Origin of the sequence: Tardiphaga sp. 172_B4_N1_3 (assembly GCF_052076035.1) — a bacterium.
GTDB classification, from domain to species: Bacteria; Pseudomonadota; Alphaproteobacteria; order Rhizobiales; family Xanthobacteraceae; genus Tardiphaga; species Tardiphaga robiniae.
Map to the genome: position 1 here is coordinate 6,272,319 of NZ_CP197238.1, position 23,991 is coordinate 6,296,309.

Genomic DNA, 23,991 nt, shown 5'->3' on the forward strand with positions numbered 1-23,991 from the left:
GTCCAGACCTTGCGAGTTTGAAGTGATGTGATTTGCTGAATCTGCGCAACGGCACCACGAATCCATCCACAGACAAACCGGCCCTCATCCACAGGTCATCTCGCCGCAATGAGAACAAACCGGAATCGGATTCCCGGATTGCGAGTCTGTGCGGTGCGCCCTCGCGTGCCGCGAGTCCGGTTGGGATGGTAACTATTGATTCCGCCGCGGGGCCCGCAAGCTTTCCCGGCCTCGCAGGAGTCCTGTTAGGGCCCGATACAGCCTGTGGACGGCCTTGCTGGGCTGGTTCGGTTTCGGCATAGTTTGGCCGTAACGAAAGTATCAGGCCATGAACGACACCACCTCCGAGTCATCCGCAGTCCAGCATCCGCGCTTTGCCAAGCCGCAACGCGTCGCCTTCGTGCAGTCATCCTGGCATCGCGACATTGTTGCGCCCTGTTGGGAGTCGTTTCTGAGTGAGATCGAGGCGCGCCATATCAGCCCCTCGCAGGTCGATCTGTTCGAAGTGCCCGGCTCGTTCGAGATTCCGCTGCATGTTCAGGTGCTGGCCAAGACGCGGCGTTATACGGCCATCGTCGCGGCCGGCCTCGTGATCGACAGCGGCACCCGCGGCTTCGTGGCTGACACCGTCATCCGTGCGCTCATGGATGTGCAGCTACGCACCGAGATCCCGGTATTCTCGGCCGTGACGGCGCCGGAGGATTTTCACGAGACGGAAGAGCGGGCGGCATTCTTCCGCAAGCACTTTGCGGAGAGCGGCCTCAAGGTCGCGGCAGCCTGCGCCGAGACGCTGCTCAGTCTGGAGCGTCTGCGCGGTCAGGTCGCGGCTGGGATCGTGTAGAGGCGCGAGCCTTAGTCGAACAGGCTCGATACCGACTCTTCCGATGCGGTGCGGCCGATCGCTTCGGCGATCAGCGAAGCAACCGAGAGCACGCGGATGTTCGGCGATTTGCTGACGGCTTCCGTGGGCTGGATCGAGTCAGTGATCACCAATTCCTTGAGCTTGGAATTGGCGATGCGCGCAGCGGCGCCGCCGGACAGCACGCCATGGGTGAGGTAGGCGGAGACGTCCTTGGCACCGTATTTGAGTAGCGCATCGGCGGCGTTCACCAGCGTGCCGCCGGAGTCGACGATGTCGTCGATCAGGATGCAGGTGTAGCCGGCGACGTCGCCAATCACGTTCATCACTTCGGATTCACCGGGGCGTTCGCGGCGCTTGTCGACGATGGCGAGCGGCGCGTTGATGCGTTTGGCAAGGCCGCGGGCACGGGCGACGCCGCCGACGTCGGGCGACACCACCATCACATTGGCGAGATCGAACTTCTCCTTGATGTCGCGCACCATCAACGGCGCGGCATAGAGGTTGTCGGTCGGGATATCGAAGAAGCCCTGGATCTGGCCGGCATGCAGGTCGAGCGTCATGACGCGGTCGGCGCCGGCATGGGTGATCATGTTGGCGACCAGCTTGGCCGAGATCGGGGTGCGGCCACCGGCCTTGCGGTCCTGGCGAGCGTAGCCGAAATAGGGGATCACCGCGGTGATGCGGCGCGCGGAAGCGCGGCGCAGCGCATCGGTGATGATCAGCAGTTCCATCAGATGGTCGTTGGTCGGGAACGACGTGGATTGAAGAATGAAGACGTCGGAGCCGCGGACGTTTTCCTGGATCTCGACGAAGATTTCCATATCGGCGAAGCGCCGGACGCTGGCCTTGGTCAGCGGGATATTCAGCGAGGTCGCGATTTCCTGCGCGAGGACAGGATTGGAATTACCGGCGACCAGTTTGATCGAACCGTTCTTGGCCGACATCGACGCGTCTCCCCGCGGCTTGGTGGATACAACGTTCAGCATATCGGATTACCCACAAGAACTCGTCTAGCTGAGCGAGGTGATATCAAGGACGGCCGTCCGCTGGCAACCCGTGGGCCGCTGTTTTCCTGCGTAAAAACGGGCCTCTGCTTAACGTGAACTGAAGTCAGCGCGTCTCGGCAAATGCGGTGGCCTGCACGGGCAATTCATCGGTACTGGCGATGGCAGGTCCGTTGCCACTTGGCGCAGGCGGCTGCTCGCCGGGCGTGGTGCCGTTGATCATGCCATTGAGGCCGGTGAGCCCCGCTTGCGCGATCCGCCGCAAGACAAGGTCGTCGGCGGTAGCCCAGGCGTCGCGGCCGCCTTTGCCGGCCTGTTCCTCGCCGCTCAGGCGCAGAGCACGGTTCTGGTCGCGGTCATAGACGTCCCAGACCCAGGCGATCGAGGTCTGACCGCCGCGAACCTGGGCAGCGAGATAACTGCGGACCCGGAAAGCGGCGCTGTCCTTGCGGGATACAACCGCAAGGTTGCGCAGGCGCGCTTCACTATCCAGAAGGTTGACCATGCGATCGAAGACCTGCGGCGGCGGCCCGTCGATGGACTCGAATGCGACCGTGGCACCAGTCGGGGTGGAAAGGCTGGCCTGCGCGTTCATGGCGCCGCCCGAATTGGGGACATTGGCGCAGCCGGCAAGCCCAAACGCTACGGTCAGGGACAGCGCGGCCTGGATCAGGCGCGGTCTGGCTCGATCGGTCGTAAGGGCAGAAAATCGCATAGGGCGTCCCGACTTCCGTCCGTTTGCCGCAAGCGGCGCCGGACAGGTCGAGCGATATCGTTAAAATGCGTTAAGGTCTAGGGCAGCGCGGCCACAGGTCTTTCCAGGGTGACCGAAACGGTCACCGCGCCCCGACAATTCGCGTTCAGTTTGAGGCAGTTCGGCCGCGTTAAGGATAACGGCGCGTCAACGCGCGAGTTACCGCTCGAGCACGATGGCGTGGATCTGGCGTCCGTAATCCGGCTCTTTCCGATGCACCGACCGGCGATAGCTGAACAGGTTGTTGTCGGGATAGGTGTCGATGCCGGTGTCATCGATAATGGCAATGCCGGCGCGCTCCAGCCGCATCCGGATGAATCCGCTGAGGTCGAACATGGCATGGCCGGCGCGGGTCGAGGGAATGAAGAACCGCGCAAAACCGGCATCGGCTTGCGTGAAACGCTCGACGAATTCGGCCCCGACCTCATAGCTTGGCTGGCGGATCAGCGGACCGATCGCGACCACAATGTCGGAACGATCCGCGCCGAGTTTTTCCATCTCCGCGATGGTGGCCTCAAGCACGCCGGTGAAGGCGCCCTTCCAGCCGGCATGGGCGGCACCGATGACGCGGGCCTTGGGATCGGCAAACAGCACCGGTCCGCAATCGGCCGTCGTAACGCCGAGCGCCAGGCCCTCGACCTTCGTCACCATCGCATCGACGCGCGGCCGTGAATCGCCATTCCACGGTGCCGTGGCGACGGCGACATCGGGCGAATGGACCTGATAGGCGGTGAGGAAGTGCAGGGGGGCGACGCCCATCTCCGCTGCCATGCGCCGGCGATTCTCCGCCACGTGCGCGGGATCGTCGTTCGATCCGAGCCCGCCATTGAGGCCGGCATAGATGCCCTCGGAGACGCCGCCGTCGCGCGTGAAGAACGCGTGGCGCAGGCCGGGAATGGCTGACAGCAAAGGTGATATGAAAGTCATGATGTCGGGGTCTCTATGCCGGTGTCGTCGCTCAGCGCCACCAGCGTGTCGATATTGGGATCGGAGATGCCGACCACCTTGAACATCGAGCCCATGCCGCCGCGGCCGCTGTCGATCAAGCGTTTCAGTGCGCCCGAGACGGTTTCGGAAACTTCCGGCGTGGCCTTGGCCATCAAGGTCAGCGCGCGCGTCTCGATGCCGAGGCGCTTGAGGAATTCGCCCTGCGTCACCGGCCCGTGCACGCGTGCGCCGACATCCTCCGCCGCGCGGCCGAGCGCCTGGAAATCCACATGCGCGGTGATATCGGCCATGCCGGGATTCTTCAGCGGATCGGCATAGCTATGCTGTGCGATGGCCTGCAGGGTGTCGCCGGCATCGCTGCGGACATGGCCGTAATCGATGATCAGAGCCGCGCCGCCTTCGTCGCGCACACGGCTGGCAATCTTCATCATTTCGGTATCGGGGCGCCATTCGAACACCGCGCCGACAGGGGCTGCGCGCACCAGCGGCGGCAGTAGCACGTCGAAACGCGGCAGCGGATCAGTTGACGCGCTGAACATCAGCTGGCCGTTGCTGTCGATATCCACCATGCGCTCGTGCCAGCCGCCTTCGCGCTTCACAGCCTGATGGATAGGCAACACGTCGAAATATTCATTGGCGAGGATGATCGATGGGCCCGCGGGCACGGTTTCGATACTGTCGTGCCAGGTGATGTTGCGGGTGCCGGACAGCGTTGCCTTCTGCTTCTCGCGCAGCACCGGATTGATTTCGACGAGATGCACGTTGAGCGCCTGATACAGCGGCGGCAGCACGCGTAGGGCGCGGAGCGCGTCGGCCATCATGGTGCCGCGACCGGGGCCCAGTTCGATCAGGTGCACGAAGGGCGGCGCGCCGATCGCGCGCCAGACCGAAGCCGACCACAGGCCGAGCAGCTCGCCGAACATCTGGCTGACTTCGGGCGACGTGGTGAAGTCACCCTCGCGACCGAGCGGATCGCGGGAAATGTAGTAGCCGTGTTGCGGATGGGTCAGGCACAGCTGCATGTAGCGCCACACCGGCATGGGTCCGGTGGACTTGATCAGGCGCTTGATTTCATCCTGCAGCGGCGATTGGTCGGTCACATCAGGCCTTCTTGCCTGGGCTCAATTCGAGCGATGCCTGCGGCTTTCGCCAGGCGCGCACCATCAAAACGAGTCCCACAAATATCATCGGCACGGAGAGCAGCATGCCCATGGTGAGCCCACCCCACAGAAATCCGAGTTGCGGGTCCGGCTCGCGGAAGAATTCTCCCGTAATACGCGCCAGCGCATAAAAAAAGATGAAGGCGCCGAGGATCAGGCCAGGCCGCTTCAGCGCACCGGCCCGGATCATCAGGGCCAGAATCAGAAACAGTACGATGCCTTCGAGGCCGGCTTCATAGAGCTGGCTGGGATGGCGCGGCAGCGGCCCGCCATTGGGGAACACCATCGCCCAAGGCACGCTCGCATCGGCGTGGCGGCCCCACAATTCGCTGTTGATGAAATTGGCGAGGCGCCCGAGCAAGAGTCCGATCGGGCCGACCGCGCAGGTGATGTCGCCGAGCGACAGGATCGACAGGCCACGCTTCCAGCAGAACAGAAACACGGCAAAGACGCAGCCCATGAAGCCGCCATGGAACGACATGCCGCCCTTCCAGAGCTCGAAGATCTCGGCGGGGTGGGCGATGAAGAAATCGAGATTGTAGAACAGCACATAGCCCGTGCGGCCACCGACAATGATGCCGATCGTCACCCAGAGGATGAAGTCGTCGAAATCCAGCAGGGAGATCGGTGAGGGCCCGCCCCACAGTTTCGTGCTCTTGATCAGTGCGCGGGCATAGATCCAGCCGAGCACGATGCCGCCGATATAGGCCAGCGCGTACCAGCGAATGACGATGGGGCCGAGCGCAATGGCGACCGGATCGAAAACGGGGAAGGCGATGGTCAGGAATGGCATGTGGTGGGCTTACGGCTCCCGATGCCGCCAGTAAAGCATTGGCATGTGACGAATTAAGGGACTTCTGCAGTTGTGAACGCCAAAAGCAGGCGATACTTGAACTGCGCGGCCGGGATCGCCATTGTCGATCTACAACTTAATCCCGCGTGTTTGTTCATCCGACCGGAGTTCTTGCCATGACCCAGACCAACAATCGGTTCTTCGACGAGATCGGCCGCCTGATGAACGATGCCGCCGGCGCGGCTCAGGGCGTCAAGCGCGAGGTCGATACGGTTGTGCGTAATCAGGCTGAGAAGATCCTGCGCGACCTCGATATCGTGAAGCGTGAGGAGTTCGAGGCGGTCAAGGACATGGCCCGGATCGCCCGCGAGGAGAACGAGGCGCTGAAGGCCCGGATCGCAGCGCTGGAAGCCAAGCTCGGCGGCTGAGTGGAAGCCTGCGGTGGCCTGCACGGCGCGCCGGACATCGGCTGCCCGTGCATAGACGGCCAAAATAAGCCCCTGGAAGGGGCCCGCCGACGAAGAAAAAAGCCTGTCATTTCCTTGTCTTTTTGGCGTTTCGGCGGTAGAAGCCGCCCACGTCCGCAGCCCCCGCACCCCTGGAGGCTTGCTGCAGCGTGAAAACGGGCCGCATTGCGGCCTTTAACTTTTAGAAAACAAGGACTTAAACGATGGCGACCGTCAAGGAATTGAAGGCGACCTCACGTCCGGTCGGCGGCAAGGGGGCCGCACGGGCAGAGCGTCGCGCCGGCCGAGTGCCCGGAGTGATCTATGGTGACAACAAGCCCCCGGTGGCGATTTCGGTGAATGATGCCGAACTGCGTCAGCGCATTCTGGCAGGCCGGTTCCTCACCACGATTTACGACATCGAGCTCGAGGGCAAGAAGCACCGCGTGATTCCGCGCGACTTCCACCTCGACCCGGTCAAGGACTTCCCGCTCCACGTCGACTTCCTCCGCCTCGGCGAAGGCGCGACCATCCGCGTCAGCGTTCCGCTGCACATCAAGGGCGCTGAAGGCGCTCCGGGCGTGAAGCGTGGCGGCACCATCAACATCGTGACCCACACGATCGAACTGGAAGCCGAAGCCGAGAGCATTCCGCAGTTCCTCGAAGTTGATGTCGGCCAGCTCGATATCGGCACGTCGCTGCACATCACCGACGTTGTTCTGCCGAAGGGCGTGAAGACGCTGGCGCGCGATGCCGACCTGACGCTGGTCACCATCGTGCCGCCGTCGGGCTACGGTGAAGAAGCTGCGACCCCTGCGGCCGCTGCTGCGGCTCCCGCCGCTGCTGGTGCCAAGGCTCCGGCTGCCGGCGCCAAGGCCCCCGCCGCTGGCGCGAAGGCTCCGGCTGCTGCCGCCGCTCCGGCGAAGAAGAAGTAATCCGGCGCGGAGCTCCGCGTCATGCTTCTCTTTGTTGGACTCGGAAACCCTGGTGCCAAATACCAGGGCAACCGGCACAATATCGGGTTCATGGTTCTCGATGATATCGCGCGGCGTCACGATTTTGGACCGTGGCGCCGTCGCTTTCAGGGCGAGACCTCGGAAGGCACGCTGTCTGGTGAGCGCGTCATCCTGCTGAAGCCCATGACCTTCATGAACGAGTCCGGCCGCTCGGTGCAGGAAGCGTCCGCCTATTTGAAGATTTCACTCGGCGATATCGCCGCGTTTCACGACGAGCTCGAACTGCCATTCGCGAAAGTGCGCGTGAAGATCGGCGGCGGCATTGCCGGACATAACGGTTTGCGCTCGATTTCCGCGCATGTCGGCAACGACTATCGGCGCGTTCGCCTCGGCATCGGACATCCCGGTGCCAAGGAGCTGGTACATAATCACGTGCTGAGCGATTTCGCCAAGGCCGAACGACCTCAGCTCGAAGCGTTCAACGATGCGGTGTCGGACCATGTCGGCCTGCTGGTCGGTGGTCAGGACTCGTCGTTTCAGAACAAGGTGCATCTGACGATGCAGGCCAAGGGTTTCACGTCGAAGGACGACAACGGCTCCGCTGAGAAGCCGTCGAAGAATTAGGACAGGGTCATGGGATTCAAATGCGGGATCGTCGGACTGCCGAATGTCGGCAAATCGACGCTGTTCAATGCGCTGACGGAAACCGCGGCTGCGCAGGCTGCGAACTATCCGTTCTGCACCATCGAGCCGAATGTCGGTGAAGTTGCGGTGCCGGACAAGCGCCTCGACAAATTGTCCGAGATCGGCAAGTCGCAGCAGATCATTCCGACGCGCCTGACCTTCGTGGACATTGCGGGTCTGGTGAAAGGCGCGTCGAAGGGCGAAGGCCTTGGCAACCAGTTCCTCGCCACGATCCGCGAAGTCGATGCCGTCGCCCATGTGGTGCGTTGCTTCATCGATGACGACATTACCCATGTCGAAGGCAAGATCGATCCGCTCGCCGACATCGAGATCATCGAGACCGAACTGATGCTCGCGGATCTGGATTCCTGTGAGAAGCGCATCGACAACCTGACCAAGAAGGCCAAGGGCAACGACAAGGACGCCAAGGAACAGCTCGATCTGGTCCAGCGCGCTTTGGTGCTGCTGCGCGACGGCAAGCCGACGCGTTTTCTCGAACGCAAGCCTGAGGAAGAGCGCGCGTTTGGCATGCTCGGCCTGCTGACCTCCAAGCCTGTTCTCTATGTCTGCAATGTCGAGGAAGGCGCGGCGGGCGAAGGCAACGAATACTCGAAGCGGGTTGCTGAACATGCTGCGAAGGAGGGCGCTGTTGCGGTCGCCATCTCCGCCAAGATCGAATCCGAGATCGCGACGCTGTCACGTGCCGAACGCGTGGAATTCCTTGATACGCTCGGGCTTGAAGAAGCGGGCCTCGATCGCCTGATCCGTGCAGGCTATTCGCTGCTGCACCTGATCACCTACTTCACCGTCGGCCCCAAGGAAGCCCGTGCCTGGACCATTACGCAGGGCACCAAGGCGCCGCAGGCCGCGGCCGTGATTCACACGGATTTCGAGAAGGGCTTCATTCGCGCGGAAACGATCGGCTATGAAGACTATGTCAGGCTCGGCGGCGAAGCCGGCGCGCGCGATGGCGGCAAGCTGCGGCTGGAAGGCAAGGAATATGTCGTCGCTGACGGCGACGTGCTGCATTTCCGGTTCAACACGTAAGTAAGGCGCTCGAAATCCACGCCGTCATCCTTCGAGGCTCGCACCTCAGGATGACGGCGTATTTTTCGGCACTCAGTACTGCTGGCCGTGGCCGTGATCCTGCCCGAGGTTTTGCCCCTGATCCCGTAGCGCGCCGAGATGTTCGTTGATGCGGAACACGATCAGAACGAACTCAGCCGCAATACGTGCGAAGATGATGCCGACGATCACGCTGGCGAGGCTCGACATCACGAGGACGAAACCGCCGAACGGGCTGATGGCCATTGCGGCGAGACCGGAAAAGATCCCGGAAATGCCGAACAGAATGATCAGTGCGATCACCAGCCAGTAGAACGTCTTGATGATGGTGGGCGTAATGAAACGGTCCCACTGAAACAGATCGCGAAATTCGAACATCGGTGAAATCCCCCGCCGTGTAGATGAGTGACAAATTCAATTGCATTGAGAAACGGCTTCAAATATCCCGGCCCGACCACATTGACGGGCAGGATCGCGGGAAAGCCATGCAAGCGACCGGGTTGAGATTGCTGCAAATAACGGCCACAATCAGGCTTCCTCGACGGCATTCCCCATTATGACCCTGACATTTGAAGATTTTAAGCCCGGCCACTTCGGGACCTTCGGGCCGCGCCATATTACGCGCGACGAGATTATCGCTTATGCGAAAGAATACGATCCGCAGCCGATGCATCTCGATGAAGTTGCCGCAAGCGCATCGATGCTCAAAGGACTTTCCGGCTCCGGCTGGCACATGTGCTCGCTGATGATGCGGATGATCTATGACGGATTTCTGCACAGGACCGCATCGATGGGCTCGCCGGGCGTGGATCAGATGCGATGGCTCGCGCCGTTTCGCCCGGGCGACGATCTGACGCTGGATGTCGAAGTGGTCGAGGCGCGCGTATCGCAAAGCCGGCCGACCTTGGGCATCGTCAAATTCAAGTTCAGCACACGCAATGCCAAGGGGCAGACGATTTCCGAGATGATTACCCCGATCATGATCGGGGTGCGTGAACCCGCCTCCGGGAACTAGGGTCGCAGCATGCGCTATCTGGAAGACATCCAAATCGGTATGCGCCGTGAACTCGGCTCGTTCACGTTCACGGCGGAGTCGATCAAGGCGTTTGCCAGGCAATTCGATCCGCAACCGTTCCATCTCGATGAAGAGGCCGGCCGCAAATCGCTATTCGGTGGTCTCGCTGCGTCGGGCTGGCACGTGGCGTCGGTGTGCATGAAGTTGCTGGTGGCCGACGGCCAGCGCGCAAAGGCGGAAGCAGAGTCGCGTGGCGAAGAGCCTCCAGTCGGCGGCCCATCTCCCGGTTTTCGTGATTTGCGCTGGACCCGGCCTGTTCTCGCCGGCGATACCCTGACCTATAGCAGCGAGGTCGTGTCCGTGCGCGCGACCGCGACGCGTCCGGGTTGGGGGATCTTGCAGTCGAGGAACGTTGCCGTTAATCAGCGCGGCGAGGAGGTCTACAGCTTCCTTGGTTCGGTCTTCCTGCCGCAACGGGGCGACGCGGCTTAACCATTTCAAACTTTATCGATGGAACCCTAGCTCTGTTAAGGGGTTCTGAACCTTGTGAGCGTGATCTGCGACTCACGGGTATGACGACCGAGACGACACTTCGTAGGACGATTTTGGGGACGACAATGGCTGACCGCACCGGATTGAAATTTGTGGGCTTCATCTTCGCGAGCGTGACGCTTGCGGTGATGCTGGCCACTTGCATGGTGGTCAAGGGTTACGCCGATGGCGCCTATACGCTTGAGAGCAGCGCGGTCGTCAGCGAGTAATTTTACGAGTTGCTAACCAGACCCGCGCCGAACTGCGCGGGTTTTTTCGTGAGTGGGGTCGATGATGGCGACCTCAGCGACTCCAGGCCCAGGCGAGCAATGCCACGGCCACCAACAGCAATCCGACAAAACGCAAGATAATGGTCCCCATCCTGGGCGCATTGCTGCGCGCCGGAATGGGATCGGTGTTGTTCGGCCGAATGGTCTCCACGGATCGATTCCCCCAAAAGCAGTTCGCAGGTGCTGCGTAACCGTTGGTCGGGAACAAAACGAATAAAGTTCAATTGAACGGGCTCATGAAAAAGCCGCCGCCCTTTCGGGCGGCGGCCTTTGATTCGGGCGGTCTAGTGCCGATCAGTCGTGACGCAGGCCGTCAGCGGTGCGCTTCCACTGTGCGACGTTGTCGGCGATCAGGCGGGTCGACTTCATCGCGGCCTGGCTGAGCTGGGCGTAGCCCGAGATCTCGCGCTGAACGCGCTGGCCTTCGGCGTGGAGCAGGTCGCGGAGGCTCTCGAGTTCGGAAACCAGCTTCTCGATCTCGCCGAGCGAGGTGCCGGCGACGCGCTGGATCAGCGAATTGACGCTGTTCACAGTCGCTTCGGTCGTCGCTTCCAGCGGCGCTTCGGTGCCGGTGGTGGTTTCACTGCTGTTGTTCACCATGCCAGGCACCGGACGACGGAGGTAAGCGATATCGTTGCGCACGAAGTCGCGGATACCCGCTTCGACTTCAGACACAGCGGCGAGGTTGCTGTCGTCATCTTTGGCTTCTGTCTGTTCTGAACGAATGGCACTCATCAGCTCTTCCTTGTTTGTGTGAAGTGAACTTCACAATGAGCGAGCGCGGTCCCCCGCATGACAAATTTACGTGTACATCTGCGCAGTGGATTTTGACGAGATAGCGGCGAATATGCGGCAGGGCGCCGATCTTTGCCGGCAATCCTCTGGCAAAGTATATTAAAACTTAATTCACCAACTATGCTTGAAGCCGGCCGAGAACGTCTTGTTGGTCACGCCCTGGACGGTCTCACTGATCGATCCGGAGACGTTGACGCCGCCAAACAGCTTCTGCTCCGCGCCGAATTTGCGCAGCCATTTGTCGTCGGTGGTGGCGAGCGATTGCCCTGCGATGAAGCTGGTGCCGGTATCGGTGATGTTGAAGCGCGCGAGCTGATCGGTCTCGTAGCTTCGCGTGGGGCGACCGTTGTAACCAATGGCTGGAATGCTGCCTTGCTGGATCACGTTGTAGCCGCTCTGCAGCGTCAGCGAATACTGATCGCCGGCAATGGGTACCGACTTGCTGAGCGAAGTGCCGAGTTTGGTTTGATCCGCACCCGGATCGACACGGGCTTCGATCGCCGTCTTGTCCCAGATGGAGCCCACGCCGGGAGCAGTTGCTGCCGCCCAGGCGGCGCCGCCCGATTGGGCCTGCGCCGTGCCGTCTCCGAATTGGTTGCGGTAGGCATCGGCTGCGCTGCGCGGCGCGTTCTGCCGCGCGACATTGATGTCGGCGCCGACGCGGGTATCCCAGAACGGCGTAACCGACTGCTTGACCGAGAGCGCGGAGGTGCCGTTGCTGTCGTTGGAAGTCCAGCTGGACGACGGGCTGCCGACGATCAGCGACGAGCGCTTCTCGCGGAGCGATGCCTTCGCCGTCGGCGAATCGTCGGTATTCAAGAGGCTCCAGTCGGGTTCCGGGGCGTCGGCAGGAGGAGTCGCTGCCGTGTCGACCTGCTCTATTTCACCGGGAGGCGGCGCAACATCGACGAGACCGCGCCACGGATTCTGCGCGTGAACCGGAAAGGCAAACGCGGTTCCGCCGAGTGCTGCGATGAGCGCCCAATATGTCGGTTTGATTGAAGCCATCGTGCCACTGCCCAGCAAGATCGCGGATCGATTGGCACATAATACCATCAGGCCCGGCGGAATTGTGGCGTCGCAACATTTCGCTGGGGATGGACGTGGCGATTGGCAATCGCCGTGCTGCTCAGGCGATCTTCGGCAGATGGATAGGCCGGCCCAATGCCTGTTCGACCAGGTCGAACGTATCCACGACCACGCGCATGCTGGTCAGACGCCCGGCCTTGAACTGCGCGAATTGCGCCAGCCGCAGGCTGATGGGACGGTTCGAATCCAGCGCGGTCAGCGAGAAGCGCATCATTGCAGAGCCAGATTCATCACCAAGGATCATCGACTCACGCTCGAAGCGATGCACCCGCACATTGTCGGCGATCTGCTTGCAGACATCGAGCACGGCAGCCTTGCCGTGACGCGCACCGAGAAACGGAAACATGTCGATCGGGCCGTAGACCGCCCATTCGATATTGTCGTCGATGATGTCAGTGAGGTGGTCGAGCTGGCGTTCGTTGATGGCGCGATGCAACGCGCGCGAGAAACGCCAGAGGCTGTGCTCTGTCATTGGGATAGTCCTGAAAATGGTTGAAACACTTGCGCGCCGGGGCAACGTTGCCCGGGCGGTCTGCACAAATTGCTTGATAGCTGAAGTAATATAATTTCGCTAAAATTCAACGGTTTATTTTGCAATGCACAAATGTTCGTGGTGAGGAGCTGCTCACCAAAACGTTAAGCTGCATTGTGGCGTCGGCATAACCTTACCGGTATGTCTGCTCGTGGTCCTGCACGGGGAGCGGTTCCATGGCGACATCGCCATTGCGGGCAGCCATGACGCCGAACAGGAGGGCCCCGCCGACGGCGCCGAGGAGTGCGCCCATGGGCATGAAGGTGAAAAACACCAGCATGGCGCTATAGCCCTCGAAATTGCTGGTCTTGAACAATTCGACCCAGGCAACGCCGGCGCCGATCCCCACGGCCGCTCCACCGAGCAACCCCAGAACCAGACCCAGCAAGATCAGCAACGCGATTTTCATGCAGCGCCCCCACTCAATGTTTTATGCGTCAAACAATGGCGCCAGAAGGTTCAACGGCGGGCAGCGATTTCGTGTGCCGGAGCCCGGGAAAGGAACGCTGCTTGGGCGGCTGCGTTTTCTCCCGATCTGCAAGGGAGATTCCCGATGACCAAGCACATCCAGCCCGTTCCCGAGGATAACTGCAGCGACAAGGGACCTGGCAGCGCGCCGAAGGTGACGCTCGATAACACCAAGGGTCATCGCGACGACGAGAAGCACAATATTCGCGAACAGGCGGCGCACGGCAATCTCACGCAGAACACCAGCAACCGCCGGTCGGGGTGATCGCAATGCAGCGGGCGGTTTCTATATAACAGGAATGGCTAGTAAACCCGTCGTCACCGCGCGCTTGCGCCGCGCGTCACCCGTTCTTGTCTGCAAGAAATGCCTTGGCCGCATTGATGACGGCAAGGCGCTGCGCAAATCGCTCAAGTCGGACTTGAAACGCCGCGGCGCGAAGCAGGACGTGAAAAGTCCACGCGTGGTGCTGACGGGTTGCCTTGGCATCTGCCCGAAGCGCGCCGTCGTCGTGGCCAGCGCCGCGACGTTACAGAATGGGCAGTATCTGTTGTTGTCAGGTGCGGACGCCAGCGCAGAGGCAGTGGCGACGCTGATGCCGGATCTGGCGCCCTAAATAGAGCGATCAGGCGGCCGATCTCTCCGGCAGTTCTCCCAGCGGCCGGCGCTCCATCTCTTCGCCGAAATCGATCGGATGCAGCAGCGCCTCGTGGAGCTGATGGCGATCGAGTTCGCCTTCCCAGCGGCTGATGACGATGGTGGCGACGCCGTTGCCGATCAGATTGGTGAGCGCGCGGCATTCGCTCATGAACTTGTCGATGCCGACGATAATGGCAAGTGCGGTGATCGGAATATCGGGGATGATCGACAGCGTCGCGGCCAGCGTCACGAAGCCCGCACCGGTGACACCCGATGCGCCCTTCGATGTCAGCATCGCCACACCCAGCACCGCGGCCATCTGGCCGAAGGTGAGATGCGTGTTGGTGGCCTGCGCCAGAAACAGCGTGGCGAGTGTCATGTAGATATTGGTGCCGTCGAGATTGAAGCTGTAGCCGGTCGGGATCACGAGGCCGACCACCGGCTTCGATGCGCCCAGGGCTTCCATCTTGGTGATCATGCGCGGCAGCACGGTCTCGGACGACGAGGTGCCAAGCACGATCAGCAGCTCGTCCTTGATATAGCCGATGAAGCGCAGGATCGAGAAGCCGAAGGCGCGCGCGATGCCGCCGAGCACCAGCAGCACGAACAGCAGCGACGCCAGATAGAAGGTGAAGATCAGATAGCCGAGATTGACGAGGGCGCCGAGGCCGAACGAGCCGATGGTGAAAGCCATCGCGCCAAAGGCGCCGATGGGCGCGAGCTGCACGATCATGCCGATGATGCGGAAGAACATCTTGCCGGCGAGATCAACGCCTTCGGCAATCTTTTCGCCGGGCTTGCCCATATGCGAGATCGCGAAGCCGGACAGGATCGCCACCAGCAGCACCTGCAGCAGATCGCCTTTGGCCAGCGAGTCGAAATAGGACGTCGGAATGATTCCCATCAGATGGGTGACGAAGCTTTCCTCCTTGGCGCGGCTGACATAGCTGGCGACGGATTTCGCGTCCAATGTGGAGGGATCGATATTGAAGCCGGCGCCGGGCTGCAGGAAGTGGCCGACCAGCAGGCCAATCAGCAGCGCCAGGGTCGAGACCGTCTCGAAATACAGCAGCGTCTTGCCGCCGATGCGGCCGACCTTGCTCATGTCGCCGATCGAGGCGATGCCGTGCACCACGGTGCAGAAGATCGCCGGTGCGATCATCATCTTGATCAGGGCAATGAAGCCGTCGCCGAGCGGCTTCAGCGCCTTGCCGGCATCCGGATAGAAGTAGCCGACGGTGACGCCGATCGCGATCGCGATCAGCACCTGGATATAGAGAATACGATACCAGGGTTGCTTGGCCATCGTGGTTTCGTCCCTTGAAAGCGCTCATCACCATCGACAGCCGCGCGCAAAACATAGGTGCGCTGAGCTGCGGCGTAAAGTCACGCTTTGAACAGACCTGAGGTTAAAGCGCGGCGCAGCCCGGCCATGTCTCCCGCGCATGCTGCACTTGCAGTGGTGCGCGCCGGGGCCATTTAAATCTCAAAGGAAGCATCGCCATGCTTGATATCACCGCACATCCCTTAAATGACGATTCCGCGACACCCGCCGTTGCCGCAGTGCCGAACGATGCTGCGCTGCTCGATGCCTATTCGAACGCTGTCATCGATGTCACCGAACGCGTCGGTCCCGCGGTCGTGCGCGTCGAGACCGGCGCGAGGACGCCGAATGCCCGCGAACGCGGCGGGCTGGGCTCCGGCATCGTCATCTCACCCGATGGCCTTGTCCTGACCAACAGCCATGTCGTCGGAAATTCGAAGCATATTCGCCTGCGTGACACCGAAGGCGTCGTCACCGATGCCCGCGTGCTGGGCGCCGACCCCGATACCGATCTCGCTTTGCTGCGGGCCGATGGCGCGCGTGAATTGCGTTATGCGGGTCTCGGCAATTCCAAGAACCTGAAGCGCGGCCAGCTCGTGGTCGCTATCGGCAATCCGCTCGGCTTCGAATCCACGGTCACTGCCGGTGTCGTCTCGGCACTCGGTCGCTCTATCCGCTCGGTGAGCGGGCGCAACATCGAGGACGTGATCCAGACCGATGCCGCGCTCAATCCCGGCAATTCCGGCGGCGCGCTGGTGTCGTCGCGCGGCGAGGTGATCGGCATCAACACCGCGATCATCCAGGGTGCGCAGGGCATCTGCTTTGCGGTGGCCAGCAACACCGCGCAATTCGTGCTGTCGGAGATCATCCGTCACGGCTATGTCCGCCGCGCCTTCATCGGCGTGTCCGGCCAGACCGCGCCGATCCCGCGCCGCCATGCGGTGCTCGCCGGCATCGAGAACACCATGGGCGCGCTGCTCGACCAGATCGATCCCGACGGTCCGGCGTTCAAGGCTGGTCTGTTGCCTGGCGATGTCGTCGTCAGTCTCGATCACGTGCCGGTGAATGGCGTCGATGATCTGATCCGCATTCTTGATCGCGACCGGATCGATCGGACGATCGAGATCGACGTGCTGCGGATGGGCCGCTTGCGCGCCATCGACATTCATCCAGTCGAGCGCAAGGTGCTGGCGCGCGCGTAACCATCAGGCCTTGTGCAGCAGCGACAGCTCGGCCTTCAGGCGCAGGCTGCGCTTGCCGGCGAGGGCGGTGGCTTCGAATGCCGCGCAGCCGTCGCCGCAGCTGCCGGAAAAGCCGATGCCCACTTCATAGCCGGCGAACAGCGAACTTCCGCCGGCTGCGGGCGTGTGCTCCTGATTGACGATCTCGCCCTTCCAGCGGCCGCCGGATGAACCATAGGCGCCGAGATAATAGAAGCGCGCGTCGCCGCCGAGGATGCGGCCGTCGAACAACAGCATCACGCCGGTCAGCCCGTCCTCGACGCCGTCGAGGGTTTTCATGTGCAGCGAATACAGCCCGTTGGCGATGCCGCTATCGCCCACCGTGCCGGTGTCCGGGAAGTCCTCTTCGTCGAGCCGTGTCATCACCGACTCGAAGGCCGGCCCCTTGCCCTGCGCGTCGCCGCCCGTAAACCTGTAGTTCTTGCCGTCGTGGATGCCACGCACGCGGATCGAGCCGTCGTCGTCGCCATAGAGCGTGCGAAATTGCGAGCCCACATGATGGCGCTGGCCGTGGATCACCGCATGGATGCCGTCGTCGGCTTCCTCATAGGTGCCGATATGGGCGAAGGCGGTGTTGCCGCCCAGCATGCGGCCGTCCTTGCAATACATGACGCTGCGGCCGACCACGTCGCCCGCCCGGTAGTCGCATTTGTAGAAACCGTCGAACACCTAAAGCCACCCACTGCGCCAACGGGCACCAGTGTAGACGTTCGCGCAGTGCGATAACAGGCATTCCCGGCCGGGCATATCAGCCATCCCGTCCGCGTGACGAACGGAGGGTGGTCGCGCCGGGCTGATCACGCTCTCGTCGAAGCCCCTGGTCGCCGATTGTCGCGCGGTGGGTTTGCGGGCATGGTCGCGCCGAAATCGGGGAGGCCTATGATGCGTGTTTTACGATGGATGGTGCTGTTCATGACTGCTGCAGTCCCGGCTTTCGCCCAGCCCGCGCCGTCGTCCGAGGTGCTGCGCGATCTCGTCCCCACCGGAAAACTTCGCGCCGCGATCAATTACGGCAATAGTGTCCTGGCCCAGAAGGGCCCGGACGGCGCGCCGCGCGGCGTTTCGGCGGATCTCGCCGCCGAACTCGCCAAGCGCCTCGGCGTGGCCGTGGACTATGTGCCCTATGAGGCGGCAGGCAAGGTGTTCGAGGGCGCTAGGGCCGGCGCCTGGGATGTCGGCTTCATCGCCATCGAGCCGGTGCGCGCGCAGGAGATCATCTTCACCGCGCCCTATGTGATCATCGAGGGCACCTACATGGTCCCCGCGCATTCGCCGCTGAAGACTGTCGACGACGTCGACAAGGACGGCGTCAGAATGTCGGTCGGCCTCGGTTCGGCCTATGACCTCTATCTCACCCGCACCATCAAGCACGCCACCGTGCTGCGCGCCGATGCCGGCGGCGGCAGCGCGATGATCCGCAAGTTTCTCGACGAGAAGCTCGATGCCGCCGCCGGCGTGCGCCAGCAGCTCGATGCCTATGCCAAGGACCATCCGGAGATGCGCGTGATGTCCGGCCATTTCCAGGAGATCCAGCAGGCGATGGCCATGCCGGGTATCGACGGCCAGCCGCGCACGGCCGGCGTCGCTTACCTCAAGACTTTCGTCGAGGAGATGAAGGCGTCGGGCTTCGTCGCCGACGCGTTGAAGCGCAGCGGCCAGGTCGCCGACGTCGCGCCGGCGGCGGGGAAGTAACGACGCGGGAGAAGCCCGCCGTCGTTCGCTCGGATGTACATGTCAAACAGCCACGTGACATTGTTCTCGCGGGCGAAAGCCCCGAGGTGAGCTGTCGTTCTCCCCTCGAAACTGAGGGGAATGGAGCGCCGCAAGGCGCACCTTGATAATCAGTCGCTGCGTCCAGTCCGGTTGCGACACCGTTCCGTCCACAGCGCAACGCCTTGCGGCGCTCCATCACGGCGATTTCTGTTCCAGGGACCGTGCTTCCGGGTACTGGGCAGGGCTAATGAAAGCCCTCCGTGCCGGACAGGCTTTCGCTTGCCTTCACCCGCACCCGTCCAGCCGTTTCCGGCGCAGCCCCGTAGTGGGCCAGGACGGTGACCCCGGACCTCCCGAGTCCGTGCTTGCGAGGCACGTCCGCAGGCGCCGTATCCTGCTCCACTCCGAAAGCGCCCTCGAGAAGCGCCCCTCATGAACAGGACGGAAGGGAGTATATAGTCTTATAGGAATTATGTCAATCTGGTGCATTGTTTGCTGTCCAGGTTTCGCGGACTGCAGATTCCTTGTATCGGGGACAATCCAAATTATCGGATCGCACGCGAAACAAACGATTTATAAATGTCTCGACAGCCTTGTCGTTATTTCATTCTGTTGCGAAAACTCGAAAACGCAGGATACGTCCAATCGTAAGCGTTTTGTGCAAGAGACTACGGTGTGGAATTTACAGTTGGGGGGGAGATTTGAAGGTCGATCAGGGAGATGTAGATTCGTATCGAGCATTAACCGCTGTTGATGACCTCGCATTCTCAGCTTTGAAAATTAGTTTATCGGAGCCCGAGCGCTCAGTTGTAGTTGATCGTCTTCGCGACGATTGGATGACTGACGTGGGCGTGATTGGTATGCTTCGAAGGATTCACGTCCAATCGCGGTCGATCGAAGAGCCCGCGCTAGCTTATTGGATTTCGCGACGAGAGCCGCTTAGTCCCCGCATTGAGTCCCTGCTGTCATCCTTTCTGATAAATCTGGCCTCTTCGATGGTCTACGATACCCTGAAGGAGTTCGCGAATGCGGGATATGACATCTCGAAATTGCTAAGTATTCGAGGAGGCGATCTTGGGAGTGCCGTCGGCTTCGTCGAGCAAATCAATACACTTTTGCTGCACGTTCGAACATTTATAGCCATTTTTCGTGCGAAACAGGATAGTGCTCGTCATGAGGAAATCCGTAACGTTGTTCAAGGCGTTCTGAATGGTCGGAAGATAGAATTCGATAGCGTTGAAGCCGGCAGCGCTGTGGAAATTTTAATGAAGAATTTGGCGCCTGCCATTCGGGGCGTGATTTCAGAGGAATTGAAGAAGCAGCGGGTCTTCGTCGATACGCCGGCGAACGGGGTGTTAACGGAGGGGATTGGCGCTGCCCCAGGAGTTGGGTGCGGCCCGCCGGCTAGATGGGATGAGATTCGCGTCTCCGCGGAACGGACGCCTCATGTTCTATTCATTGTTGAAAGCGGGCTGAGGATCAAAAGTTCTCTATTAGTTTTGGTTGAGGAGGCTGCCGCTGTCGTAACTTGGAATAGCAGTATGACTTCGCACATTCCGATCGCATGTCGCGGCGTCGGGCGCCCCGCCATCATCGTAAGTGAGGAAGAGGCGAAGATGCTGCTGCGGCGAAAATTTCTTATCGTGGATGGTACAGCTGGCTTGGTCAGAAGTTTTCATCGCCGACCCAAAAACCTGCTGGCCCCTTACTAATGGCGCGCATTCAGTAAGACCCCACCAAGCGCTACGGAGAGGGACGCAATGGCCGCCGAGTGTGGTTAAGAGGAGCTTGTGCTACCTCTTCTTCCACCCGCCCCGATGCCCCGGCGCGCCGCCGGTTGACCTTGGCGCCGGCCCGAACTCCGGTCCGGACTCGCGGCTGTTCTTCGGCTGGAAGATCTTGCTCTCGGTGCCCGGTCCCATCTCGTCCAGTGTCGGCTTGCGCGGGCGTTCCACCTCTTTGCCGCGGGCGGGCTTCACTTCATGCCAGTTCGCGATGCCCATCTCGTCGAGCCCGGGCTTGTGCACTTTCGACGATGCGCCGCCCGCTGATGAACTCTTGCCGTATTTGCCGCGCGCCTTGCCTTGCGCGGCCTTGTCGAGACGCGCGGGGAGGTTGGCAGCGTCGCCGTATTTCTTCTCGCCTTTGTAACCGCCGCCGCGTGCGGCAACGCCGCGCTGCTTGACGGTGGGGTCGTCGACAACGGCGAGTTCGGTGGCGCGCAGGCGCTTGACCTCGTCGCGCAGGCGCGCGGCTTCCTCGAAGTTCAGGTCGGCCGCCGCCTCGCGCATCCGCACTTCGAGATCGGCCAGCACGGCTTCAAAATTGTGCCCGATGGTGATGGCATCCTCGGCCATGCCGCCGCCGATATCCACCAGCACGCGGTCGCCTTCATAGACCGAGTTCATGATGTCGCCGATCGACTTCTTCACGCTCTCCGGCGTGATGCCGTGCAGCGTGTTGTATTCGACCTGCTTCTCGCGGCGGCGATCGGTCTCGGCGATGGCGCGCGTCATCGAGCCGGTCATCTGGTCGGCATAGAGAATGACCCGGCCATCGACATTGCGCGCGGCGCGGCCGATGGTCTGGATCAGCGAGGTCTCCGAGCGCAAGAAGCCTTCCTTGTCGGCGTCGAGCACGGCGACCAGCGCGCATTCGGGAATGTCGAGACCTTCGCGGAGGAGATTGATGCCGACCAGCGCATCGAAGGCGCCGAGGCGCAGGTCGCGGATGATCTCGATGCGCTCGATAGTGTCGATGTCCGAGTGCATGTAGCGCACGCGAATGCCCTGCTCATGCAGGAACTCTGTCAGGTCTTCCGCCATGCGCTTGGTCAGCACGGTGATCAGCGAACGATAGCCCTGGGCTGCGGTGGCGCGGACCTCGCCCAAGAGATCGTCGACCTGGGTGCGGGCCGGGCGAATGTTGATCGGCGGATCGATCAGGCCGGTGGGGCGAATGACCTGCTCGACGAACACGCCGCCGGATTCCTGCAGCTCCCAGCCGGACGGCGTCGCTGATACCGCGATCGATTGAGGGCGCATCATGTCCCATTCCTCGAAGCGCAGCGGGCGGTTGTCCATGCAGGAGGGCAGGCGGAAACCGTATTCCGCCAGCGTCGCCTTGCGGCGAAAGTCGCCCTTGAACATGGCGCCGATCTGCGGCACCGACACGTGGCTTTCGTCGGCGAAGACCAGCGCATTGTCCGGCACATATTCGAACAGGGTCGGCGGCGGCTCGCCCGGCCGGCGGCCAGTAAGATAGCGCGAATAGTTCTCGATGCCGGCGCAGGAGCCGGTGGCTTCCATCATTTCCAGATCGAAGGTGGTGCGCTGCTCCAGCCGCTGGGCTTCGAGCAGGCGGCCCTGATTGTGCAACTGGTCGAGCCGCCACTTCAGCTCTTCCTTGATCGACTTCATAGCCTGGATCAGCGTCGGCCGCGGCGTCACGTAATGCGAATTGGCGTAGATCTTGATGAATTCGAGCTCGTCCTGCTTGTGGCCGGTGAGCGGATCGAACTCCTCGATGCTCTCCACGGTGTCGCCGAACAGGTTCACGCGCCAGGCGCGGTCTTCATAGTGGGCCGGGAAGATGTCGATGACGTCGCCGCGCACGCGGAATGTGCCGCGCGTGAAATCGTGCTGGGTGCGCTTGTATTGCAGCGCCACGAGATCGGCGATCAGCTGGCGCTGGTCGATGCGCTCGTCCTTCTTCAACGCGAAGGTCATCGCGGTATAGGTTTCCACCGAGCCGATACCGTAGATGCACGATACCGAGGCCACGATGATGACGTCGTCGCGTTCTAAGAGCGCACGCGTCGCCGAGTGGCGCATGCGGTCGATCTGCTCGTTGATGGACGAGTCTTTCTCGATATAGGTGTCGGTGCGCGGGACGTAGGCTTCCGGCTGGTAGTAGTCGTAATAGCTGACGAAATATTCGACGGCGTTGTCGGGGAAGAAGTTCTTGAACTCGCCATAGAGCTGCGCGGCCAGCGTCTTGTTCGGCGCGAGGATGATCGCCGGCCTTTGAGTGGCCTCGATCACCTTGGCCATGGTATAGGTCTTGCCCGAACCGGTGACGCCGAGCAGCACCTGAGTCCGGTCATTGCGGTCGATGCCTTCCACCAGTTCCTTGATCGCGGTGGGCTGGTCGCCCTTCGGCTCATATTCCGACTTCAGCTCGAAGCGTACGCCGCCTTCGGATTTCTCTGGGCGCGGCGGACGGTGCGGCGTCCACACTTTCTGGTCCTTGAACTCCGGACGGCCGTCGCGCACCAGCGCTTCCAGCGCATCGGCGGTGGCCTGCACGCCGAGTGCTTCCATCTTGTTGCGCGGCGGGCGCGCCGTCAGCGCCTCGGCGTCTTCTTCCTCGGTGGTGAAGCCGAGCTGCTTGGCGAGTTCCGGATCCAGCGTCGGGATCGAGGCCGAGGTGTTGTAATTCGCCTGCGGCGCTTCCTCGAGGCCCTTCTGCTCGCTCAGCCGCGGCGCATAGGGCGCGACCACCGGCTGGGGAAACGGCTGCAATGGCGTCGGGCGCATTCCCTCGTCGCCCTCGAACTTCTTCGGCGTCGATTTGCGCGCGCGATGCACCGCCGCCTCGCCGCCGGAACGACGCTCGAAGGAATTACTCGGCGGCGGCTGCAGGCCGGTGCCCGAGCCCATGCCGGCATCGCCGCGATTGATCGCGGGATTCAGCAGTTCCGCCAGGGCAGGCCCGATCGGCTTGACGTCGGGACGGCCGGCGCCAGGCTTGGCGGCGGGGGTCTTGATTGATTTTGCGGGCTTTTTCGGAGAGTCGGGTTTCTTCGCCATGGGCGGAATATGGGGCGAGTCCGGTGGCGATAAAAGGGCCCTACTTCAGCAGCTTCAACAGCTTCTTGCCGGCCGGCGTGGCGAATTCTCTGGCGTCGATGGTACCGTCATTATCAGGGTTTGCCGCGCGGAACCGGGTTTCCACCACGGCGAGATATTCCGCCTTGTCGAGCGTGCCGTCGTTGTCCGGATTGGCGGCAGCGAATTCGCCCTTGCTCAGCCGTCCACGCAGCTCCCGGGCGTCCAGCGTGCCGTCCTTGTCGCGGTCGAGCTTGTCGAACAATTTGCCGGCGGCCGCCTTGGCCTCGGCGAGGTCGACGGTGCCATCCTTGTCGGGATCGAGCTGCGCCAGGAAAGAGGCCGACCACGCTGGCACAGCGGCGAGCGACAGGGCGAGCGACAACAGAACGGTCCGACGCGACAACGCCATGGCAGCCTCCCTTGAATACTATCCTTGATTGCAAGGATGCCTGAAGGGGATAGTCGATTCAAGGGACGAGAGTTGCTGTCTTGCTTCCCGCCTGCAGGGGGCCGGCTTCATCACGCCTGTTCGGCGATCGGTTCCGCCCGCAGGCGCTTGAGCGATTCGGGCAGGCGCGCATCGACCCAGGCGCCGATGTCGCGCTGGTGGCGATGGACATACAGCCCCAGCGCAATGATGCCGATGCCGATCAGCGACAGCGCGAACGGGAACAGCATCGAATCCTTAAAAATCTTCTCGGCGAGGTCGCCGAGATAGATCGCAATGCCGATGGTGCCGAACACCGCGAACACCCGTCGTGACAGCGCGACCGAGATCAGCAGGAAGCCGACATTCAGCAGGCAGTATAGCGCCTTGTCGAGATTGGTGCCGTTCGATGTGGCGGTGATGCC

General features: G+C 61.8%; 28 protein-coding genes and 1 pseudogene. 13 read left to right on the forward strand and 16 right to left on the reverse strand.

The features are described 5' to 3' along the window. The first annotated feature begins 328 nt into the window (after window positions 1-328). Window positions 329-841 carry a 6,7-dimethyl-8-ribityllumazine synthase gene (locus AB7783_RS29595; RefSeq protein ID WP_439062934.1) on the forward strand — a complete coding sequence of 171 codons (513 nt, stop codon included), beginning with the start codon at window positions 329-331 and terminating at the stop codon, window positions 839-841. Between the two features lie 11 nt (window positions 842-852). On the opposite strand, the gene AB7783_RS29600 is transcribed toward AB7783_RS29595, so the two are convergent. From AB7783_RS29600 to lgt, 5 genes are all read right to left on the reverse strand, one after another. Continuing rightward, window positions 853-1,806, reverse strand: coding sequence for a ribose-phosphate pyrophosphokinase (locus AB7783_RS29600; protein ID WP_089263589.1), 954 nt, complete (start codon window positions 1,804-1,806; stop codon window positions 853-855). 166 nt (window positions 1,807-1,972) lie between these two features. Continuing rightward, window positions 1,973-2,581 (reverse strand): hypothetical protein, encoded by a 609-nt coding sequence (locus AB7783_RS29605; RefSeq protein WP_441279604.1) that lies wholly within the window; start codon window positions 2,579-2,581, stop codon window positions 1,973-1,975. Window positions 2,582-2,779: 198 nt separating this feature from the next. Further along, window positions 2,780-3,547, reverse strand: a complete 768-nt coding sequence (gene pgeF / locus AB7783_RS29610) for a peptidoglycan editing factor PgeF (RefSeq protein ID WP_441279605.1) — start codon at window positions 3,545-3,547, stop codon at window positions 2,780-2,782. Continuing rightward, window positions 3,544-4,668 (reverse strand): class I SAM-dependent methyltransferase, encoded by a 1,125-nt coding sequence (locus AB7783_RS29615; protein ID WP_439057356.1) that lies wholly within the window; start codon window positions 4,666-4,668, stop codon window positions 3,544-3,546. Before AB7783_RS29615 ends, pgeF begins: the two co-directional genes overlap by 4 nt. 1 nt (window position 4,669) lies before the next feature. Further along, window positions 4,670-5,521 (reverse strand): prolipoprotein diacylglyceryl transferase, encoded by an 852-nt coding sequence (gene lgt, locus AB7783_RS29620; protein ID WP_441252336.1) that lies wholly within the window; start codon window positions 5,519-5,521, stop codon window positions 4,670-4,672. A gap of 176 nt (window positions 5,522-5,697) precedes the next feature. On the opposite strand from lgt, the gene AB7783_RS29625 reads away from it, so the two are divergent. The 4 genes from AB7783_RS29625 (at window position 5,698) to ychF (ending at window position 8,654) form a co-directional block, all read left to right on the forward strand. Then, entirely contained in the window at window positions 5,698-5,949 is a 252-nt protein-coding gene (locus tag AB7783_RS29625) for an accessory factor UbiK family protein (protein ID WP_184513811.1), read from the forward strand. Between the two features lie 242 nt (window positions 5,950-6,191). Beyond that, window positions 6,192-6,902 (forward strand): 50S ribosomal protein L25/general stress protein Ctc, encoded by a 711-nt coding sequence (locus AB7783_RS29630; RefSeq protein WP_068731165.1) that lies wholly within the window; start codon window positions 6,192-6,194, stop codon window positions 6,900-6,902. Window positions 6,903-6,923: 21 nt separating this feature from the next. Next, window positions 6,924-7,547 carry an aminoacyl-tRNA hydrolase gene (pth, locus tag AB7783_RS29635; RefSeq protein WP_441279606.1) on the forward strand — a complete coding sequence of 208 codons (624 nt, stop codon included), beginning with the start codon at window positions 6,924-6,926 and terminating at the stop codon, window positions 7,545-7,547. Between the two features lie 9 nt (window positions 7,548-7,556). Continuing rightward, window positions 7,557-8,654: a redox-regulated ATPase YchF gene (gene ychF / locus AB7783_RS29640; RefSeq protein ID WP_175367602.1), complete on the forward strand. Its 1,098-nt coding sequence runs from the start codon at window positions 7,557-7,559 to the stop codon at window positions 8,652-8,654. 72 nt (window positions 8,655-8,726) lie between these two features. On the opposite strand, the gene AB7783_RS29645 is transcribed toward ychF, so the two are convergent. Beyond that, window positions 8,727-9,050: a DUF4282 domain-containing protein gene (locus AB7783_RS29645; RefSeq protein WP_068731168.1), complete on the reverse strand. Its 324-nt coding sequence runs from the start codon at window positions 9,048-9,050 to the stop codon at window positions 8,727-8,729. A 178-nt stretch (window positions 9,051-9,228) separates the two neighbouring features. On the opposite strand from AB7783_RS29645, the gene AB7783_RS29650 reads away from it, so the two are divergent. The 3 genes from AB7783_RS29650 to AB7783_RS29660 all read left to right on the forward strand — a co-directional run bounded on the left by AB7783_RS29650 (window position 9,229) and on the right by AB7783_RS29660 (window position 10,448). Next, entirely contained in the window at window positions 9,229-9,687 is a 459-nt protein-coding gene (locus AB7783_RS29650; RefSeq protein ID WP_441279607.1) for a MaoC family dehydratase, read from the forward strand. A gap of 9 nt (window positions 9,688-9,696) precedes the next feature. Continuing rightward, on the forward strand, window positions 9,697-10,179 hold the full coding sequence (locus AB7783_RS29655) for a MaoC family dehydratase (protein ID WP_089261785.1): 483 nt from the start codon (window positions 9,697-9,699) through the stop codon (window positions 10,177-10,179). A gap of 125 nt (window positions 10,180-10,304) precedes the next feature. Then, window positions 10,305-10,448 (forward strand): hypothetical protein, encoded by a 144-nt coding sequence (locus tag AB7783_RS29660; protein WP_170849743.1) that lies wholly within the window; start codon window positions 10,305-10,307, stop codon window positions 10,446-10,448. Window positions 10,449-10,521: 73 nt separating this feature from the next. On the opposite strand, the gene AB7783_RS29665 is transcribed toward AB7783_RS29660, so the two are convergent. The 5 genes from AB7783_RS29665 to AB7783_RS29685 all read right to left on the reverse strand — a co-directional run bounded on the left by AB7783_RS29665 (window position 10,522) and on the right by AB7783_RS29685 (window position 13,333). Continuing rightward, on the reverse strand, window positions 10,522-10,659 hold the full coding sequence (locus AB7783_RS29665) for a hypothetical protein (protein ID WP_441279608.1): 138 nt from the start codon (window positions 10,657-10,659) through the stop codon (window positions 10,522-10,524). A gap of 143 nt (window positions 10,660-10,802) precedes the next feature. Further along, entirely contained in the window at window positions 10,803-11,243 is a 441-nt protein-coding gene (locus AB7783_RS29670; RefSeq protein ID WP_089261783.1) for a hypothetical protein, read from the reverse strand. 171 nt (window positions 11,244-11,414) lie between these two features. Then, window positions 11,415-12,311 carry a hypothetical protein gene (locus AB7783_RS29675; protein ID WP_441228761.1) on the reverse strand — a complete coding sequence of 299 codons (897 nt, stop codon included), beginning with the start codon at window positions 12,309-12,311 and terminating at the stop codon, window positions 11,415-11,417. 121 nt (window positions 12,312-12,432) lie between these two features. After that, window positions 12,433-12,864, reverse strand: coding sequence for a nuclear transport factor 2 family protein (locus AB7783_RS29680; protein ID WP_068731173.1), 432 nt, complete (start codon window positions 12,862-12,864; stop codon window positions 12,433-12,435). 193 nt (window positions 12,865-13,057) lie between these two features. Continuing rightward, window positions 13,058-13,333, reverse strand: coding sequence for a hypothetical protein (locus AB7783_RS29685; protein ID WP_441279609.1), 276 nt, complete (start codon window positions 13,331-13,333; stop codon window positions 13,058-13,060). 144 nt (window positions 13,334-13,477) lie between these two features. Between AB7783_RS29685 and AB7783_RS29690 the strand changes: the two genes are divergently transcribed. Continuing rightward, on the forward strand, window positions 13,478-13,657 hold the full coding sequence (locus AB7783_RS29690; protein WP_089261775.1) for a hypothetical protein: 180 nt from the start codon (window positions 13,478-13,480) through the stop codon (window positions 13,655-13,657). 34 nt (window positions 13,658-13,691) lie between these two features. Next, complete coding sequence (locus tag AB7783_RS29695) at window positions 13,692-14,006, forward strand: (2Fe-2S) ferredoxin domain-containing protein (RefSeq protein WP_441279610.1); 315 nt, start codon at window positions 13,692-13,694, stop codon at window positions 14,004-14,006. A 9-nt stretch (window positions 14,007-14,015) separates the two neighbouring features. On the opposite strand, the gene AB7783_RS29700 is transcribed toward AB7783_RS29695, so the two are convergent. Further along, complete coding sequence (locus tag AB7783_RS29700; protein WP_441279611.1) at window positions 14,016-15,335, reverse strand: dicarboxylate/amino acid:cation symporter; 1,320 nt, start codon at window positions 15,333-15,335, stop codon at window positions 14,016-14,018. Window positions 15,336-15,532: 197 nt separating this feature from the next. Between AB7783_RS29700 and AB7783_RS29705 the strand changes: the two genes are divergently transcribed. Next, window positions 15,533-16,555, forward strand: coding sequence for a S1C family serine protease (locus AB7783_RS29705; protein WP_439057362.1), 1,023 nt, complete (start codon window positions 15,533-15,535; stop codon window positions 16,553-16,555). Window positions 16,556-16,558: 3 nt separating this feature from the next. On the opposite strand, the gene AB7783_RS29710 is transcribed toward AB7783_RS29705, so the two are convergent. Then, window positions 16,559-17,263, reverse strand: coding sequence for a GrlR family regulatory protein (locus tag AB7783_RS29710; protein ID WP_441279612.1), 705 nt, complete (start codon window positions 17,261-17,263; stop codon window positions 16,559-16,561). Window positions 17,264-17,506: 243 nt separating this feature from the next. Between AB7783_RS29710 and AB7783_RS29715 the strand changes: the two genes are divergently transcribed. Further along, a complete protein-coding gene (locus AB7783_RS29715; RefSeq protein WP_441279613.1) occupies window positions 17,507-18,286 on the forward strand; it encodes a transporter substrate-binding domain-containing protein in 780 nt (259 codons plus the stop codon). Between the two features lie 722 nt (window positions 18,287-19,008). Next, window positions 19,009-20,019, forward strand: a complete 1,011-nt coding sequence (locus AB7783_RS29720; RefSeq protein WP_441279614.1) for a PEP-utilizing enzyme — start codon at window positions 19,009-19,011, stop codon at window positions 20,017-20,019. Window positions 20,020-20,100: 81 nt separating this feature from the next. Here AB7783_RS29720 and uvrB read toward each other — a convergent pair whose 3' ends face one another. The 3 genes and pseudogenes from uvrB to AB7783_RS29735 all read right to left on the reverse strand — a co-directional run. After that, entirely contained in the window at window positions 20,101-23,118 is a 3,018-nt protein-coding gene (uvrB, locus tag AB7783_RS29725) for an excinuclease ABC subunit UvrB (protein ID WP_441279615.1), read from the reverse strand. A 40-nt stretch (window positions 23,119-23,158) separates the two neighbouring features. Further along, window positions 23,159-23,548, reverse strand: coding sequence for an EF-hand domain-containing protein (locus tag AB7783_RS29730; protein ID WP_441279616.1), 390 nt, complete (start codon window positions 23,546-23,548; stop codon window positions 23,159-23,161). A 110-nt stretch (window positions 23,549-23,658) separates the two neighbouring features. Then, window positions 23,659-23,991: pseudogene (locus tag AB7783_RS29735) on the reverse strand (hypothetical protein); the annotation flags it as partial.

What these genes read in the sequence shown, in the direction of transcription:
- AB7783_RS29595 (WP_439062934.1), top strand. Translation starts at nt 329, where the DNA reads ATGAACGACACCACCTCCGAGTCATCCGCAGTCCAGCATCCGCGCTTT.
- AB7783_RS29600 (WP_089263589.1), bottom strand. Translation starts at nt 1,806, where the DNA reads ATGTCGGCCAAGAACGGTTCGATCAAACTGGTCGCCGGTAATTCCAAT.
- AB7783_RS29605 (WP_441279604.1), bottom strand. Translation starts at nt 2,581, where the DNA reads ATGCGATTTTCTGCCCTTACGACCGATCGAGCCAGACCGCGCCTGATC.
- pgeF (WP_441279605.1), bottom strand. Translation starts at nt 3,547, where the DNA reads ATGACTTTCATATCACCTTTGCTGTCAGCCATTCCCGGCCTGCGCCAC.
- lgt (WP_441252336.1), bottom strand. Translation starts at nt 5,521, where the DNA reads ATGCCATTCCTGACCATCGCCTTCCCCGTTTTCGATCCGGTCGCCATT.
- AB7783_RS29625 (WP_184513811.1), top strand. Translation starts at nt 5,698, where the DNA reads ATGACCCAGACCAACAATCGGTTCTTCGACGAGATCGGCCGCCTGATG.
- AB7783_RS29630 (WP_068731165.1), top strand. Translation starts at nt 6,192, where the DNA reads ATGGCGACCGTCAAGGAATTGAAGGCGACCTCACGTCCGGTCGGCGGC.
- pth (WP_441279606.1), top strand. Translation starts at nt 6,924, where the DNA reads ATGCTTCTCTTTGTTGGACTCGGAAACCCTGGTGCCAAATACCAGGGC.
- ychF (WP_175367602.1), top strand. Translation starts at nt 7,557, where the DNA reads ATGGGATTCAAATGCGGGATCGTCGGACTGCCGAATGTCGGCAAATCG.
- AB7783_RS29645 (WP_068731168.1), bottom strand. Translation starts at nt 9,050, where the DNA reads ATGTTCGAATTTCGCGATCTGTTTCAGTGGGACCGTTTCATTACGCCC.
- AB7783_RS29650 (WP_441279607.1), top strand. Translation starts at nt 9,229, where the DNA reads ATGACCCTGACATTTGAAGATTTTAAGCCCGGCCACTTCGGGACCTTC.
- AB7783_RS29655 (WP_089261785.1), top strand. Translation starts at nt 9,697, where the DNA reads ATGCGCTATCTGGAAGACATCCAAATCGGTATGCGCCGTGAACTCGGC.
- AB7783_RS29660 (WP_170849743.1), top strand. Translation starts at nt 10,305, where the DNA reads ATGGCTGACCGCACCGGATTGAAATTTGTGGGCTTCATCTTCGCGAGC.
- AB7783_RS29670 (WP_089261783.1), bottom strand. Translation starts at nt 11,243, where the DNA reads ATGAGTGCCATTCGTTCAGAACAGACAGAAGCCAAAGATGACGACAGC.
- AB7783_RS29675 (WP_441228761.1), bottom strand. Translation starts at nt 12,311, where the DNA reads ATGGCTTCAATCAAACCGACATATTGGGCGCTCATCGCAGCACTCGGC.
- AB7783_RS29680 (WP_068731173.1), bottom strand. Translation starts at nt 12,864, where the DNA reads ATGACAGAGCACAGCCTCTGGCGTTTCTCGCGCGCGTTGCATCGCGCC.
- AB7783_RS29685 (WP_441279609.1), bottom strand. Translation starts at nt 13,333, where the DNA reads ATGAAAATCGCGTTGCTGATCTTGCTGGGTCTGGTTCTGGGGTTGCTC.
- AB7783_RS29690 (WP_089261775.1), top strand. Translation starts at nt 13,478, where the DNA reads ATGACCAAGCACATCCAGCCCGTTCCCGAGGATAACTGCAGCGACAAG.
- AB7783_RS29695 (WP_441279610.1), top strand. Translation starts at nt 13,692, where the DNA reads ATGGCTAGTAAACCCGTCGTCACCGCGCGCTTGCGCCGCGCGTCACCC.
- AB7783_RS29700 (WP_441279611.1), bottom strand. Translation starts at nt 15,335, where the DNA reads ATGGCCAAGCAACCCTGGTATCGTATTCTCTATATCCAGGTGCTGATC.
- AB7783_RS29705 (WP_439057362.1), top strand. Translation starts at nt 15,533, where the DNA reads ATGCTTGATATCACCGCACATCCCTTAAATGACGATTCCGCGACACCC.
- AB7783_RS29715 (WP_441279613.1), top strand. Translation starts at nt 17,507, where the DNA reads ATGACTGCTGCAGTCCCGGCTTTCGCCCAGCCCGCGCCGTCGTCCGAG.
- uvrB (WP_441279615.1), bottom strand. Translation starts at nt 23,118, where the DNA reads ATGGCGAAGAAACCCGACTCTCCGAAAAAGCCCGCAAAATCAATCAAG.
- AB7783_RS29730 (WP_441279616.1), bottom strand. Translation starts at nt 23,548, where the DNA reads ATGGCGTTGTCGCGTCGGACCGTTCTGTTGTCGCTCGCCCTGTCGCTC.